The organism is Actinoplanes solisilvae (assembly GCF_003999975.1).
Classification (GTDB): domain Bacteria; phylum Actinomycetota; class Actinomycetes; order Mycobacteriales; family Micromonosporaceae; genus Actinoplanes; species Actinoplanes solisilvae.
Map to the genome: position 1 here is coordinate 326,752 of NZ_RJAC01000002.1, position 14,161 is coordinate 340,912.

At 69.1% G+C, this 14,161-nt stretch carries 19 protein-coding genes and 1 riboswitch; of the genes, 1 reads left to right on the plus strand and 18 read right to left on the minus strand.

Features of this window, described 5'->3' with window-relative positions; translation table 11 throughout:
- Positions 1-2: 2 nt before the first annotated feature.
- The 5 genes from thiS to EER30_RS08340 form a co-directional block, all read right to left on the minus strand.
- The gene (gene thiS / locus EER30_RS08320) at positions 3-203 is read right to left on the minus strand and encodes a sulfur carrier protein ThiS (protein WP_127499766.1); all 201 of its coding nucleotides are present in this window, start codon (positions 201-203) and stop codon (positions 3-5) included.
- Positions 200-1,207: a glycine oxidase ThiO gene (gene thiO, locus EER30_RS08325; protein ID WP_240669887.1), complete on the minus strand. Its 1,008-nt coding sequence runs from the start codon at positions 1,205-1,207 to the stop codon at positions 200-202. Before thiO ends, thiS begins: the two co-directional genes overlap by 4 nt.
- Positions 1,204-1,845 carry a thiamine phosphate synthase gene (locus EER30_RS08330; protein WP_240669888.1) on the minus strand — a complete coding sequence of 214 codons (642 nt, stop codon included), beginning with the start codon at positions 1,843-1,845 and terminating at the stop codon, positions 1,204-1,206. Before EER30_RS08330 ends, thiO begins: the two co-directional genes overlap by 4 nt.
- A riboswitch (TPP riboswitch) is annotated at positions 1,839-1,950 on the minus strand. It overlaps the preceding gene by 7 nt.
- A gap of 32 nt (positions 1,951-1,982) precedes the next feature.
- Positions 1,983-3,629 (minus strand): ABC-F family ATP-binding cassette domain-containing protein, encoded by a 1,647-nt coding sequence (locus EER30_RS08335; RefSeq protein WP_127499767.1) that lies wholly within the window; start codon positions 3,627-3,629, stop codon positions 1,983-1,985.
- A 32-nt stretch (positions 3,630-3,661) separates the two neighbouring features.
- Positions 3,662-4,276 (minus strand): class I SAM-dependent methyltransferase, encoded by a 615-nt coding sequence (locus EER30_RS08340; protein ID WP_127499768.1) that lies wholly within the window; start codon positions 4,274-4,276, stop codon positions 3,662-3,664.
- A 96-nt stretch (positions 4,277-4,372) separates the two neighbouring features.
- Between EER30_RS08340 and EER30_RS08345 the strand changes: the two genes are divergently transcribed.
- Positions 4,373-5,155, plus strand: a complete 783-nt coding sequence (locus EER30_RS08345) for a hypothetical protein (RefSeq protein WP_127499769.1) — start codon at positions 4,373-4,375, stop codon at positions 5,153-5,155.
- On the opposite strand, the gene truA is transcribed toward EER30_RS08345, so the two are convergent.
- From truA to secY, 13 genes are all read right to left on the minus strand, one after another.
- Entirely contained in the window at positions 5,133-5,945 is an 813-nt protein-coding gene (gene truA, locus EER30_RS08350) for a tRNA pseudouridine(38-40) synthase TruA (RefSeq protein ID WP_127499770.1), read from the minus strand. The genes EER30_RS08345 and truA overlap by 23 nt on opposite strands.
- A 134-nt stretch (positions 5,946-6,079) precedes the next feature.
- Positions 6,080-6,616 (minus strand): 50S ribosomal protein L17, encoded by a 537-nt coding sequence (gene rplQ, locus EER30_RS08355; protein WP_127499771.1) that lies wholly within the window; start codon positions 6,614-6,616, stop codon positions 6,080-6,082.
- A 33-nt stretch (positions 6,617-6,649) separates the two neighbouring features.
- Positions 6,650-7,672 (minus strand): DNA-directed RNA polymerase subunit alpha, encoded by a 1,023-nt coding sequence (locus tag EER30_RS08360; protein ID WP_127499772.1) that lies wholly within the window; start codon positions 7,670-7,672, stop codon positions 6,650-6,652.
- 83 nt (positions 7,673-7,755) lie between these two features.
- Entirely contained in the window at positions 7,756-8,382 is a 627-nt protein-coding gene (gene rpsD, locus EER30_RS08365) for a 30S ribosomal protein S4 (protein ID WP_127499773.1), read from the minus strand.
- Positions 8,383-8,397: 15 nt separating this feature from the next.
- Complete coding sequence (gene rpsK, locus EER30_RS08370; RefSeq protein ID WP_014440747.1) at positions 8,398-8,805, minus strand: 30S ribosomal protein S11; 408 nt, start codon at positions 8,803-8,805, stop codon at positions 8,398-8,400.
- A 17-nt stretch (positions 8,806-8,822) separates the two neighbouring features.
- On the minus strand, positions 8,823-9,203 hold the full coding sequence (rpsM, locus tag EER30_RS08375) for a 30S ribosomal protein S13 (RefSeq protein ID WP_127499774.1): 381 nt from the start codon (positions 9,201-9,203) through the stop codon (positions 8,823-8,825).
- A 150-nt stretch (positions 9,204-9,353) separates the two neighbouring features.
- A complete protein-coding gene (rpmJ, locus tag EER30_RS08380; RefSeq protein ID WP_015619018.1) occupies positions 9,354-9,470 on the minus strand; it encodes a 50S ribosomal protein L36 in 117 nt (38 codons plus the stop codon).
- Between the two features lie 49 nt (positions 9,471-9,519).
- The gene (gene infA / locus EER30_RS08385) at positions 9,520-9,741 is read right to left on the minus strand and encodes a translation initiation factor IF-1 (protein WP_007073013.1); all 222 of its coding nucleotides are present in this window, start codon (positions 9,739-9,741) and stop codon (positions 9,520-9,522) included.
- A gap of 236 nt (positions 9,742-9,977) precedes the next feature.
- On the minus strand, positions 9,978-10,601 hold the full coding sequence (locus tag EER30_RS08390; RefSeq protein ID WP_240669889.1) for a DUF1707 SHOCT-like domain-containing protein: 624 nt from the start codon (positions 10,599-10,601) through the stop codon (positions 9,978-9,980).
- A gap of 40 nt (positions 10,602-10,641) precedes the next feature.
- Positions 10,642-11,094, minus strand: coding sequence for a DUF1707 SHOCT-like domain-containing protein (locus EER30_RS08395; RefSeq protein WP_240669890.1), 453 nt, complete (start codon positions 11,092-11,094; stop codon positions 10,642-10,644).
- 55 nt (positions 11,095-11,149) lie between these two features.
- Positions 11,150-11,983, minus strand: coding sequence for a type I methionyl aminopeptidase (gene map / locus EER30_RS08400; RefSeq protein ID WP_127499775.1), 834 nt, complete (start codon positions 11,981-11,983; stop codon positions 11,150-11,152).
- Between the two features lies 1 nt (position 11,984).
- Positions 11,985-12,638, minus strand: coding sequence for an adenylate kinase (locus EER30_RS08405; RefSeq protein WP_020513606.1), 654 nt, complete (start codon positions 12,636-12,638; stop codon positions 11,985-11,987).
- Between the two features lie 68 nt (positions 12,639-12,706).
- Positions 12,707-14,053 (minus strand): preprotein translocase subunit SecY, encoded by a 1,347-nt coding sequence (gene secY, locus EER30_RS08410; RefSeq protein WP_127500237.1) that lies wholly within the window; start codon positions 14,051-14,053, stop codon positions 12,707-12,709.
- Positions 14,054-14,161 lie beyond the last annotated feature (108 nt).

Below are 14,161 nucleotides of genomic sequence, written 5' to 3' on the forward strand. Positions count from 1 at the left end.
CGTCAGCCTCCCTGCGCCGCGGTCAGCACCTCGACCGCGTCGCCGTCGGTCAGCGGGGTGGCCGCCCACGTCGACCGCGGCACCACCTCGCCGTTTACCGCGACCGCGACGCCCCGCCGGGCCTCGGTGATCGTCTCGACGAGGGCCTGCACCGACAGCGCCCGATCGCTGTCGAACCCCCGCCCGTTGACCGTCAACCTCATCGGAACCTCCTCGGCGAGAAGCCGGCGAGCAGCGGATCCGCCTCGCCGGTGAGCAGCAGACGGGCGACCAGGTCGGCGGTGACCGGCGCCAGCAGCACCCCGTTGCGGTGGTGACCGGCCGCGACCACGACCCGGTCGTCGAGCCGTCCCAGCAGCGGGGCGTTGTCCGGCGTACCGGGGCGGTGACCGACGGTCGTCTCGGCCAGTTCGAACTCGGCCAGCGCGGGCAACAGATCGATCGCCGCGCGCAGCAGGTCGTGCACGGCACCCGCGGTCACCAGCCGGTCGGTGCGCTCCTCCTGGGTCGCGCCGACCACGACCTCGCCGTCCGCACGCGGCACGACGTAGACCTCACGGCCGTCCACGGTGGCGTCGAGCACGTGCCGCAGCAGCCCGGGTTCGCCGTGCAGCCGCAGCACCTGGCCTTTCACCGGCCGCACCGGCAGCCCGGTCAACGCCGCCGTGCCGCAGCCGGCCGCCACCACTACCGGTCCGTCCAGTTCGGATAGATCCGTGATGCGGCGAGGGACGATCCGGAGTCGAGCGCGGAGAGCGGCTACGACCCGGCGGGGATCGACCTGGCGTTCCTGAAGATCAAGGGCCCCGGCCCGTACGCGGGGGGACAGCGACGATTCCAGCTCGCGCAACTCCGAGGGCCGCAGCCGGGTCAGTTTCCGCCGGTCCCAGACGCGGGACGCCTCGGCCACGTCGTCGGCGGTCATCGCCAGACTCAGCGTTCCCGTCTCGTCATAGCCGACGTCGGCCCCCAGTTCGGCGGCGAACCCGGGCCACAACTCGGCCGACCGTTCTAGCAGCCCGACCAGCGCCGGAGTTTCGAACGCGGACTCCCCGCCCGGCGCGAGCATGCCCGCCGCGACGTGCCAGGCCCCGTCGACCCCGTCGTCGTAGACGGTGACGTCGACGCCCTCGCGCACAAGCCGCCAGGCGATCGACAGCCCGATGATGCCGCCCCCGACAATCGCCACGCCGCTCACGCCGCTCACGCCGGCTCTCCGCGGTTGGCGGCGGTCGTCCCGGCAGTGGTCGCCCGTGCAGTCCAGCGAGCATCGAGTGCCTTCAAGAACTCGACCGTGGCCCCGGCCGGATCGCCGGCCACCGCCGAGATCGCGGCCACGCCGTACGAGTCCAGCAACGCCACGCGTTCCGGTGTGATCCCGGCGATCGCGATCACCGGCGTCCCCGGCACGGCCCGAACCACGGCCGACACGCCCTCGACCCCGATCGGATCGGGCAGCCCGTTCTTCGAGGTCGTGGCGAAGGCCGGCCCGACCCCGAGATAGCCGGCCCCGGCCCGCACCGCGGCGCGCGCATCGGCCGCGTTCCGGCAGGTCGCCCCCAGAATCGCGGCCGGCCCGAGAGCCCGCCGCGCCGCCGCCACCGGCAGATCGTCGGCCCCGACGTGCACCCCGTCGGCCCCGGCCGCGAGCGCCACCCCGACCCGATCATCGACCAGGCACAACGCGCCGGCCGGGCGGCACAGCGCAAGGGCGGCCATCGTCAGGGCGTACGCCTCGCGGTCGTTGCTCTTGACTCTGACCTGGACGGCCACCGGCCCAAGACCGAGCACGCCGCGCACGACGTCGATCGAGTCGGTGACGATATGCAAACGCGGAAACGACAACGGACGCTCCTCCCTGCGCCGGCATGATCCGGATCAGGTTCGACGGTCGGAGGCCGCGACAGCCTCCCTCTCAGCCCGGTGCACCGGACTCCCGTGGGTGTTGTTCCCGGACCATATCCCGTCCGGGCGCCGAAAAACTAGCGCACGTCCCAAACTGGTTCGGGCGTCTCGACAACCTCGCCGTCGCCTCGGAACAGCACGAAGCGGTCGAAGGAGCGGGTGAACCACCGGTCGTGGGTGACCGCGATCACCGTGCCCTCGAACTGGCGCAGCCCCTCCTCGAGCGCCTCGGCCGACGCCAGGTCGAGGTTGTCGGTCGGCTCGTCGAGCAGCAACACCGTCGCCCCCGAGAGCTCCAGCAGCAGCACCAGGAACCGCGCCTGCTGACCGCCCGAAAGCGTGCCGAACCGCTGATCCCCCTGAGCCGCCAGCTCGTATCGGTTGAGCGCCTTCATCGCCCCGGCGCGGTCCACACCGGACCTATGTTCGTCGCCCCGCCACAGAATCTCGACCAGCGTGCGTTCGAGCAGCTCGGGCCGGTCGTGGGTCTGCGAGAAGTGCCCCGGCCGCACCCGGGCGCCGAGCCGTGCCACGCCGGTATGGGCCACGTGGGCCAGCGGAGCACCGTCGACCGGCTTGTTCTCGGCCTCAGGATCGCTGCCGCCCGCCGCGAGCAGCCGCAGGAAGTGCGACTTGCCGGTGCCGTTAGCTCCCAGCACGGCGACCCGGTCTCCGTACCAGATCTCCAGGTCGAACGGGAACGTCAGGTTCTCCATCTCGAGCTGTTCACAGATCACCGCCCGCTTGGCCGTGCGACCGCCGCGCAGGTTCATGCGCACCGACTGGTCCTTGGGCGGCAGCGGGGGCGGTCCGGCCTCCTCGAACTTACGCAGCCGGGTCTGGGCGGCCTGATAGCGCGAGGCCAGGCCGTCGTTGAAGGTCGCCTTCTGCTTGAGCGTGAACACCAGATCCTTCAGCTTCTGGTGCTCCTCCTCCCAGCGACGGTGGTTCTCCTCCATGCGGTCGTGCCGGTTCACCCGCGCCTCGTGCCACGACGCGAAGCCGCCCGGATGGGTCCACGCACCGCCGCCCTCGACGGTGACCACCCGGCCGGCCGTCTGGGCCAGCAATTCACGGTCGTGCGAGACGTAGAGCACGGATTTCGGCGACTCGCGCAGCCGCGTCTCGAGCCAGCGCTTGCCGGGCACGTCGAGGAAGTTGTCAGGCTCGTCGAGCAGCAGCACCTCGTCGTCGCCGCGCAGCAGCAGGTCGAGCGCGAACCTCTTCTGCTGACCGCCCGAGAGCGTCCGCACCGGCCGGTCGCGAACCTCGTCCCACGACTTGCCGAGAATCGCCACGGCCACGGTGTCGAAGAGCACCTCGGTGTCGTAGCCCCCGACCTCACCCCAATGGGCCAGAGCATTCGCGTACGCCAATTGGCTGCGCTCGGTCTCGTCAAGCGCGGCGGTCGCCTTCGCCAGCCGCTCGCCGGCCTGCCGCAGGTCGGGTTTCACCAGCGAGATAGCCAGATCAGCGAGCGTACGATCGTCGCCGATCATGCCGATGAACTGGCGCATCACCCCGAGGCCGCCGGAGCGCGCGACGGTGCCCTCGGGCAGCGCGAGGTCCCCCGCCACCATGCGTAGCAGCGTCGTCTTGCCCGCGCCGTTCGGCCCGACCAGCGCGACCTTGGCCCCCTCGCCGACCCGGAACGCGACGTCGGCGAAGAGCCGGCGCCCGTCGGGCAGCACGAATCCGGCCCCGGCGACATCCACGTAACCCATGGCCGCCATCATCCCGGCCACCGAGAAGAAACTCAGCTGGTTTTCGCGGCGACTTTCAGCACTCGGAAGCCCTTCTGGCTGGCCACCCGCTCGACTTCCCAGCCGTTCTCGACCAGCCAGGCGTGCAGAGAGTCACCGCCCAGATGCCGGTTGATCACCAGCCAGGCCACCCCTTCCGGCGTCAGGCGGGGCAGCCAGCGCTCCATGATCGCGCGCAACTCGGCCTTGCCGACGTGGGTGGGCGGGTTGCTCCAGATCTCGTCGAACGTGACACCGGCGGGCACCTCGTCGGGCGCCTCGACGCGTACCCGGCCGGCCAGCCCCAGCGTCGCGGCGTTCAGGGCGGTCAGCTCGCGGGCGCGCGAGTTCACGTCGACCGCGTGCACGACGGCCCCCGGCGCCTCGCTGGCCAGCACGCAGGCGATCGGCCCGTAGCCGCAGCCGAGGTCGAGGAACGTGCCGGTCACCCCGGCCGTGGGCAGGTCGGCCTTGCGCAGCAGTACGGCGGTGCCGGGGTCGAGCCGGCCCGCGCTGAACACGCCGGACGCGACGGTCAGCCGGTAGTCCCGGCCGGCGACGTTGAACTCGATCTCGCCGCGCACCTCGGGCGCGGCCGGCTCGGCGCTGAAGTAATGATCGGCGGTCACCCGACCAGTCTGCCGCCGGGCCGCGCGGCGACGTTCGGCGGGGTGCCGCACATTCTGTGCGTTCATCGATCACGGTGCGCTTTTAGCGTGGTCGCCATGCGGTTCGGCACCCCCTTTCGTCCAGCCCACCGCGCGACCGCCGACGGCGGCCTGGTGCTCCTGGTTCGCGGCATCGGACCGGGTGGACTGCACCGGCCGCCGCCGGCGCCACCCCCCGAGCGCGGTCATCGGCGACGGGCGACGGTCGAGCCGCAACGGGCCGCGCAGTGGCTCACCCGCGGCCTGGCCGGAGCGATCCTGCTCGGCCTCGCCGTCATGATCGGGTTCCTGGTGCTGGCCTCGGATCGCCACCAGCGGACTTCGGTGCCCCTGGCTCCCGATCAGCCGCCGTCGCTGGGCGAGCTCTTCCCCGGCGACGAGATTCGTCCGGCGGGCGCCACGGGGGCCTACCGGGTCGAGATGCGCCACTTCGACGCCGACTGCCGCACGGCCACCACCGGCGAGCTCGGTTCGGTGCTGGCCGGCCACGGGTGCCGCGAGGTGGTGCGCGCGGGCCTCACCGCCCCGTACGGCGGCTATCGCGTCACCGCCGGGGTCTTCGCCCTCCCCGACGCCGCGGCGGCCACTGAGGTCCAGAGCCTCGTACGCGGCCTCGTCGAGAGCAACGACGGCGGCTTCACGACGGTCCCCGCGGGCGGCGGCGACCCGGCGACCGCCCGCGTGGGCTGGCGCACCCGCGACAACCTGCTGCTCTACTGCGTGATCACGCGCCCGGGCGGCGAACTGGTGCCGGGCGACGACCCGTACGCCGAGCGCATCAACTCCGAACTCGTCGACACCTACCTCGGCGGTGTCGTCAGGCCCGCAGCCGACGGGTAGCCTCGGCCCGCGCCGCGTAGTCGCCCTCGTCCGGGTAGCCGACCGCGATCAGCGTGAGCCCGTGCGCCGGGGCCACCGTGACCGAGCTCGACCGCTCCGACAGCGCCAGCAGCGTCGACGGCCACCCCGGATCGCGCCGCCCGTCCCCCACGGTCAGCAACGCGCCGACGAGGCTGCGCACCATCGACTGGCAGAACGCGTCGGCCTGCACGGTGGCCACCACGATCCCGTCCGGGTCACGCCGCCAGTCGAGCCGCGTGATGGCCCGCACGGTCGTGGCGTGCTCTTTCCGCTTGCAGTAGGCCGCGTAGTCGTGCTCGCCGGTCAACCCCGCGGAGGCCACGTTCAGCCGGCCGACGTCCAGCGGCCGCACCCAGCCGATCGTGTCGTTGCGGCGCAACGGTTCCGGCCCCCACACGGTGTCGGCGACCCGGTATTCGTAGCGCCGGAAGGTCGCCGAGAACCGGGCGTCGAAGGTGGACGGCACCGGCGTGAAAGCCCGCACTCGCGCGTCGCCCGGCATCAGCGCGGCCAGCCGCCGCAGCAGCGACGACTCCAGCTCGGCGAAGGTTTCGACCGGCAGGTCCACATGGCACACCTGCCCGGTGGCGTGCACCCCGGCGTCGGTGCGCCCGGCGACCGTCAGGCCCAACGGCACATCCGCACCCACCAGACGGGCGAGCGCCTCGACCAGAACACCGGCGACCGTTCGCCGTCCGGGTTGGATCGCCCACCCCGAGAAATCCGCGCCGTCGTAGGAGACGTCCAGACGCAGGCGGATCGATTCCATGACCGCAACTCTCTCTTCGGCCGTGACCAACGACGGCGGCCCGGGACACGCGCTGGTCCCGGACAAGACAGGACTCGTACATAAAAAGAACCGGCCCGGCACCCAAGCGTGGGTACCGGGCCGGTCAGTAGGACTTACTTGGTGGCGTCGTCGCCTTCGGCCTTGTCGCCGGAAGCGCTCACCGGCGGCTCGGAGTCCTGGTCCGCGACGGCGGCCGGAGCCTCGGTCTCGGGGGCCAGAGCCTCGACCTTGTCCTGCTGGGCGGCGGCCTTGCGGGCCGCCTTCTTCGCCGGCGCGGTGGTCGCCGCGACCTGCAGCTCCTCGACCAGCTCGATGACGGCCATGGGAGCGGCGTCACCCTTGCGCGGGCCGGTCTTGGTGATCCGGGTGTAGCCACCCGGCCGGTTGCCGTAACGGGGAGCGATCTGCTCGAACAGGGCGTACACGACGTCCTTGTCCTTCACCGTGGCCAGCACCCGGCGACGGTTGTGCAGGTCGCCGCGCTTGGCCTTGGTGATGAGCTGCTCAGCCAGGGGGCGCAGCCGGCGGGCCTTGGCCTCAGTGGTCTTGATCTTCCCGTGCCGGAAAAGCTCGGTGGCCAGGTTGGCCAGGATGAGCTTCTCGTGCGCCGGGCTGCCGCCGAGGCGGGCTCCCTTGGTGGGCGTGGGCATTCCAAATGCTCCTTGTTAAAGGCGGCCGGGCTATTAGAGCTGCTCGGTCTCGCGGTAATCGTCGGTGTCGTAGTCCACGTCGCCGAACGAGTCCACGACGTGCGCGGGGTCGAAGGACGGCGCGCTGTCCTTGAGGCCCAGGCCCATTCCGGCGAGCTTCATCTTGACCTCGTCGATCGACTTCTGACCGAAATTCCTTATATCCAGAAGGTCGGCCTCCGTCCGCCCGATCAGTTCGCCCACGCTGTTGATGCCCTCGCGCTTGAGGCAGTTGTACGACCGGACCGTGAGGTCCAGCTCCTCGATCGGCAGGGCCAGGTCGGCAGCGAGCTGCGCGTCCTGCGGGGACGGACCGATGTCGATGCCCTCGGCGGTCTCGTCCAGCTCACGGCAGAGCCCGAAGAGCTCGACCAGCGTGGAGCCGGCCGACGCCAGGGCGGTGCGCGGCGAGATGGACGCCTTGGACTCGACGTCGATGATCAGGCGGTCGAAGTCGGTACGCTGCTCGACTCGGGTCGCCTCGACGCGGTAGGTCACCTTCATGACCGGCGAGTAGATCGAGTCGACCGGGATGCGGCCGATCTCGGCGCCGGCGCTCTTGTTCTGCGCCGCCGTGACATAGCCACGGCCCCGCTCGACGGTGAGCTCCATGTCGAGCCGGCCCTTGCTGTTGAGCGTGGCCAGCTTGAGGTCGGGGTTGTGCACGGACACGCCGGCGGGGGGCTGGATGTCACCGGCGGTGACGTCGCCCGGGCCCTGCTTGCGCAGGTACATGCTGACCGGCTCGTCGTGCTCGGAGCTGACGGTCAGCTCCTTGACGTTCATGACCAGCTCGACCACGTCCTCCTTGACACCGGGGATGGTGGTGAACTCGTGCAGAACGCCGTCGATCTTGATGCTCGTGACCGCCGCGCCGGGGATGGACGACAGCAGGGTACGCCGGAGGGAGTTGCCGAGGGTGTACCCGAAGCCCGGCTCCAGAGGCTCGATGGTGAACCGGGAGCGGGTCTCGCTGATCGATTCCTCGGACAGGGAGGGCCGCTGGCTGATGAGCACTTAACTTCTTCTTTCTGTCAGGCCACCCACTATTTGATGGCCGTCTGTCGGGTGCCGGCCACTGCGGCCGGCACCCGCAAGCCCTACTTGGAGTAGAGCTCGACGATCAGCTGCTCCTGGACCTGGGTGTCGATGACAGCCCGGGCCGGGAGCGAGTGAACGAGAACCTTCATCTCGCTCGGGATGGGCTCGAGCCACGCCGGAACGGGCCGCTGACCGGCCTGAGCCTGGGCGACGACGAAGGGGGTCATCTCCTTCGACTTCTCCCGCGTGGTCACGATGTCGTGCTCCTTGACGCGGTACGACGGGATGTCGACCTTCACGCCGTTGACCAGGAAGTGGCCGTGCTTGACCAGCTGCCGGGCCATGTCGCGGGACTGGGCGAGCCCGGCCCGGTAGACGACGTTGTCGAGACGCGACTCGAGGATCTGCAGCAGCACCTCACCGGTCTTGCCGGGCTTGGTGACAGCCTCCTCGTAGTAACCGCGGAACTGCTTCTCGAGCACGCCGTAGACGCGGCGGGCCTTCTGCTTCTCGCGGTGCTGGAGCAGGTACTCGGTCTCCTTGGTCCGGCCACGGCCGTGCTGGCCGGGCGGGAAGGGACGCGACTCGAACGGGCACTTCGGCCCGTCGCACTTGCTGCCCTTGAGGAACAACTTCATCTTCTCGCGGCGGCAGCGCTTGCAGTCCGCCCCTGTGTAACGAGCCATGCTTCGATCTCTCCCTTAGACCCGGCGGCGCTTCGGCGGACGGCATCCGTTGTGCGGCTGCGGCGTGACGTCACTGATCTGTCCGACCTCGAGGCCGGCGGCCTGCAGCGAACGGATCGCGGTCTCGCGGCCGGAGCCGGGACCCTTGACGAACACGTCGACCTTGCGCATGCCGTGCTCCATCGCCCGGCGAGCGGCGGCCTCGGCGGCCAGCTGCGCGGCGAACGGAGTCGACTTGCGGGAGCCCTTGAAGCCCACCTGACCCGACGAGGCCCAGGAGATGACAGCACCGGTCGGGTCGGTGATCGACACGATGGTGTTGTTGAAGGTGCTCTTGATGTGCGCCTGCCCGTGGGCGACGTTCTTGCGTTCCTTGCGCCGGACCTTCTTGACTGCGGCCCCAGCGCGTGCCTTCGGTGGCATAAGTCAGTGCGCTCCTATTACTTCCGACCGGGCTTCTTCTTACCGGCGACCGTGCGCTTCGGACCCTTGCGGGTACGAGCATTCGTACGGGTCCGCTGTCCACGCACGGGCAGGCCCCGGCGGTGGCGGATGCCGGCGTAGGAGCCGATCTCAACCTTGCGGCGGATGTCCGCGGCGACCTCGCGGCGAAGGTCGCCTTCAACCTTGAAGTTGGACTCGATGTAGTCGCGGAGCTGGACCAGCTCCTCGTCCGTGAGGTCCTTGGCACGCTTGTTCAGGTCAATCGCGGTGGCGGTCAGTGCCTCAACGGCACGCGTGCGACCGATCCCGTAGATGTAGGTGAGCGCGATCTCCATCCGCTTTTCGCGGGGCAGATCGACGCCGACGAGACGAGCCATATGCGGGCGTACTCCTCGAAATCGTTCGGAGGTCTGCGCTCATCCCACCCCGTCTGCCCGGACGGGCCCCGGCCTCCGCACCGGGGGTGTCGCCACGAGACGTGGCGGGGACGAGCTCTTCGTGATGCCGGATCTGGCAGCTTGGGGCGATCAGCCCTGGCGCTGCTTGTGGCGCGCGTCGGTCTTGCAAATGACCATGACGCGGCCGTGCCGCCGGATGACCCGGCAGTTGTTGCAGATCCGCTTGACGCTCGGCTTGACCTTCACGGTTTGCCTTAACTCTCAGTCGGACGGGAAATAACCCCGCGTCCCGCGCTCACTTGTAGCGGTAGACGATTCGCCCACGGGTGAGGTCGTACGGCGAGAGTTCGACGACGACTCTGTCCTCGGGAAGGATGCGGATGTAGTGCTGCCGCATCTTGCCGGAGATGTGTGCAAGAACCTTGTGACCATTGGCGAGCTCAACGCGGAACATGGCGTTCGGCAGGGGCTCGATCACGCGGCCCTCGATCTCGATGGCTCCGTCTTTCTTAGGCATGTCCTCCGCTACCTGACACTGGGAATCGGGGCTGGCAAGCAACGTCTTACCCGTGGTCGTGAACGACCTCGGACCAGCCGCGGCACCCGCCGCCCTCGAAGCGCTGAGGACATGCGGGAGTGGACGCTGCGCGCCAGCTAGCCAGTGTACGCGCGCCGTCGCGGCGACACCAAACCGAGGTCGCCGTTACCCGAGGTCGGGTGTGTCGCAGCCTTCAGAAACGGACATAGAGGCGGTTAAGTAGCGGGTTTACGCGGTTTGGGCGGCAGATCGCCGCGGGCCACCGCCTCGGCGACGAACGCCTTGCGCTGTTCCTTGGTCGGCTTGGCCGGCAGCTTCCCCGCGGCGATCGCCCGGGCCTGCAGCGCCTTGCGGTCGCGCTTGTGCTCGCGCAGCCGGCGCCGGTGCTCGGCCTCCTCGGCGTGGCGGCGCGGCTCGTCCTTGGCCAGCCCGGCGAGCGTGCGCACCAGCAGCACCACGCCCCACGGCCCGAAGACCCAGACCGGCCAGTAGAAATCGGCGTCACCGTCGGCCAGCCACGAGATCGCCCAGATCACCGTGAAGAACACAACAGCCTTCGCGTACGGCACCCAGATGTGCCCGAGCCACGCGGTGCGCACCGAATGACCGTCGGCCGTCGCGACGGGCGTGGCGGCCGGCTCGGCGGGCACGATCGGGGCCGCGTTCGGCAGATCGGTCAGCAGACGGTCGAGATCGGCGTAGGTCTTCGCCTCGTACGCCCCTTGGAGGCGCTCGTCATATTCGGTGAGGGTCAGGCGGCCCTCCTCGAGCGCCGCGCGCAGCTGATCACCGACCTGACGACGGTCCTCGTCGGCAGCCCGCATCTGCTCTCGCCCCATGCCTTCGAGCATGACACTCCCCCGCACTAGCCGACGCGGCTCAGCGGCCCCGCCCGAACCGCCGCCCGAAGAACCCGAGGATGAGCGGGATGAGCATCCAGACCGGCCAGAAATAGAGCAGCTCGCCCGACGCGATGCTGGTCACCAGCCAGATCAGGGTGCAGACCAGCACGACCCCCGCGTAGGGCCCGACCCACTGCATGTCGTTCGCCCGGCGCGGGTCGGAGCCGGCCGCCGCCGTCGGTGGGGGCGGCGCCGTGGCCGGTTGCACCTGGGAGCGCTGGACCGGAATCGTGCCGGGCAGGTCGTCGAGCAACCCGTCCAGGTCGGCGTAGGTCTTCGCGGCATAGGCACGCTGCAGTCGCTCGTCGTACTCGTGCAGGTCGAGACGGCCCTCGTCGAGCGCTGTCTTGAGCTGGTCGGCCACGGCCTTGCGGTCGGCGTCACCGGCCCGCACGCCTCCGAAGGACTGCTCTTGAGGATCCCGGCTCATGCGTCCCAGCATGCCCGAGAGAATCACTCATCGGTAGGGCTGACTCAGCGTCCGCTCAGGGCTGGCGCGAGGTCACCAGATCGCCGAGCCGGGCCCGGCCGCCGTCGACCGCGGTCGTCACCCACACGCCGTCCTCCAAGAGGCACATCGTGTGCTCGACGTGCGCGGCGAAGGAGCCGTCGCGGGTCACCACGGTCCAGCCGTCAGCGAGCTCGGCCGTACGCGGCGAGCCCATCGTGATCATCGGCTCGATGGCCAGGCAGAGGCCGGGCACCAGGCGCGGACCCTTGCCGGGCTTGCCGTGGTTGAGCACGTGCGGGTCCTGGTGCATCTCGGTGCCGATGCCGTGCCCGCCGTACCCGTCGACGATGCCGTAGCGGCCCGCCTTACGGACCGTCTTCTCGACGTTGAACGAGATGTCGGTGAGGCGGCCCCGGCCGTTCGCCGCGCCCCGTGCCGCGGCGGCGATACCGGCCCACATCGCGTCCTCGGCGACCTCGGCCATCTTGAGCAGCGCCGGGTCGGTCTCGCCGACGCCGACGGTGATGGCCGAGTCGCCGTGCCAGTCGTCCAGGATCGCGCCGCAGTCGAGCGAGATGAGGTCGCCCTCGCGCAGCACCTGGGACGTGCTGGGGATGCCGTGCACGACCTGCTCGTTGACCGAGGCGCAGATCGACGCGGGGAAACCGTGGTAGCCCTTGAACGACGGAATCGCCCCGGCGTCCCGGATGACCTTTTCGGCGATCGCGTCGAGGTCGCCCGTCGAGACACCCGGTGCAACAGCGTCGCGCATCGCGTCGAGGGCGGCGGCGACCACGAGGCCGGCTCCGCGCATCTTCTCGATCTGCTCCGGTGACTTCAGCTGAATATCCAGCTGGGCGCGGCGCATTTCAGCCTCCGTAGGACCGCAGGGCGTCGATGGCGCGCACCGTTACGTCCTCGACCGGTCCGGTCGCGTCGATTCCCACCAGCTTGCCCTGAGCGCCGAAGAAGTCGACCAGCGGCGCGGTCTTCTCCGCGTACTCCACCAGCCGGTTGGCGATCGTCTCAGCCTTGTCGTCGTCCCGCTGGAACAGCTCCGACCCGCAGCGGTCGCAGATGTTCTCCTTGCTCGTCGGGTCGAACTCGACGTGCCAGATCTTGCCGCAACCACGGCAGGTCCGGCGGCCCGAGAGCCGCCGGATGACCTCGTCGTCGTCGACCACGAGCTCCATCACCAGATCGAGCGCGGTGCCCAGGTCGGCGAGGAGCTTGTCGAGGGCGGACGCCTGCGGGACCGTACGCGGGAAGCCGTCGAGCAGGAAGCCGTCACCGGCGTCCGGCTCGGCCAGCCGGTCCCGGACCATGTTGATGGTCACTTCGTCCGGAACCAGCTGTCCCGCGTCCATGTAGCGCTTGGCCTCGACCCCCAGGGGCGTGCCCTGGGAGACGTTGGCCCGGAAGATGTCACCCGTGGAGATCTTCGGTACGGCGAGATGGGCAGCGATGAACTCAGCCTGGGTCCCCTTGCCGGCCCCCGGAGGGCCCACCAGAACCAGCCGCACCTACATCGCCTCGCTTAGGTGAGTTGTTGACATCCTCGACGCGAGAGCCCCCCGGCTCCGCGTCGCCACTACCGGAGGAACCCTTCGTAGTTCCGCTGCATGAGCTGGCTCTCGATCTGCTTCACCGTCTCCAGACCCACACCCACCATGATCAGCACCGCAGTACCACCGAACGGGAAGTTCTGGTACTGCTGCTGATCGAGCCAGATGAAGAAGAAGTTCGGCAGAACCGAGATCAGACCAAGGTACAGCGCACCCGGGAGCGTGATCCGGCTGAGGATGAAGTCCAGGTAGTCGGCGGTCGGCTTGCCCGGACGGATGCCCGGAACGAATCCACCGTACTTCTTCATGTTGTCCGCGACCTCGGTCGGGTTGAACGTGATCGAGACGTAGAAGTACGTGAAGAAGATGATCAGCAGGAAGTAGACCCCGATGTAGAGCGTGCTCGTGGGGTCGGCCAACCACTTCTGGATCCAGATCTGGTAGCCCTTGAGGTTATTCGGGTCGAAGAACTGCAGGTAAAGCTGCGGCAGGTAGAGCAGCGACGACGCGAAGATGACCGGGACGACACCCGCCTGGTTGACCTTCAACGGGATGTAGGTGGACGTGCCGCCGTACATCCGCCGGCCGATCATGCGCTTGGCGTACTGCACGGGGATGCGCCGCTGCGCCTGCTCGATGAAGACGACGAGGCCGATGATGACCAGAACCAGCAGGATCACCAGGACGAACTTGCCGACACCGCTCGACTCCTTGATCGTCCAGCCCTCGCCGGGAAGGCGGGCGGCGATCGAGGTGAAGATCAGGACCGACATGCCGTTGCCGACGCCGCGGTCGGTGATCAGCTCGCCGAGCCACATCACCACACCGGTACCGGCGGTCATCGTCAGCACCAGCACGGAGAGCGTCAGCCACAGCGGCAACCCGGTGTTCGTCGGGATGATCTGGAGCGTCGGGTCGTTCTGGTCGCAGGCGTTGTTGAAGAGCTGCCCGGTCCGCGCCAGGGCGACGAACGCCGAGGACTGCAGGACCGCCAAGCCGAGTGTGAGATAGCGCGTGTACTGCGTGATCTTCGCCTGGCCGGACTGCCCCTCCTTGCGGAGCTGTTCGAGGCGGGGAATCACCACGGTCAGCAGCTGCAGGATGATGGAGGCTGTGATGTACGGCATGATGCCCAGCGCGAAGACCGAAAGCTGCAGCAGCGCGCCACCTGAGAACAGGTTCAACAGGTTGAGCACGCCGTTGTCGGCGTTCGACGAGTTCACGATGTCGATGCATCGCTGCACGTTGGTGTAGGAGACACCTGGGCTGGGCAACGTAGCCCCGAGCCGGTACAGCGCAATGATAAAGACTGTGAACAGCAGCTTTTTGCGCAGGTCAGGCGTCCGGAACGCACTGGTAAAGGCGGAGAGCAACTTCTTCCTCCTGCGCGAGGTTACCGCCGGGAGCGGCGGATGGGGGAAGGCATCGGTCCGGACGACCGATATCCCTAGCTGGGAACGGACTCTAACAGTCTTATTGGA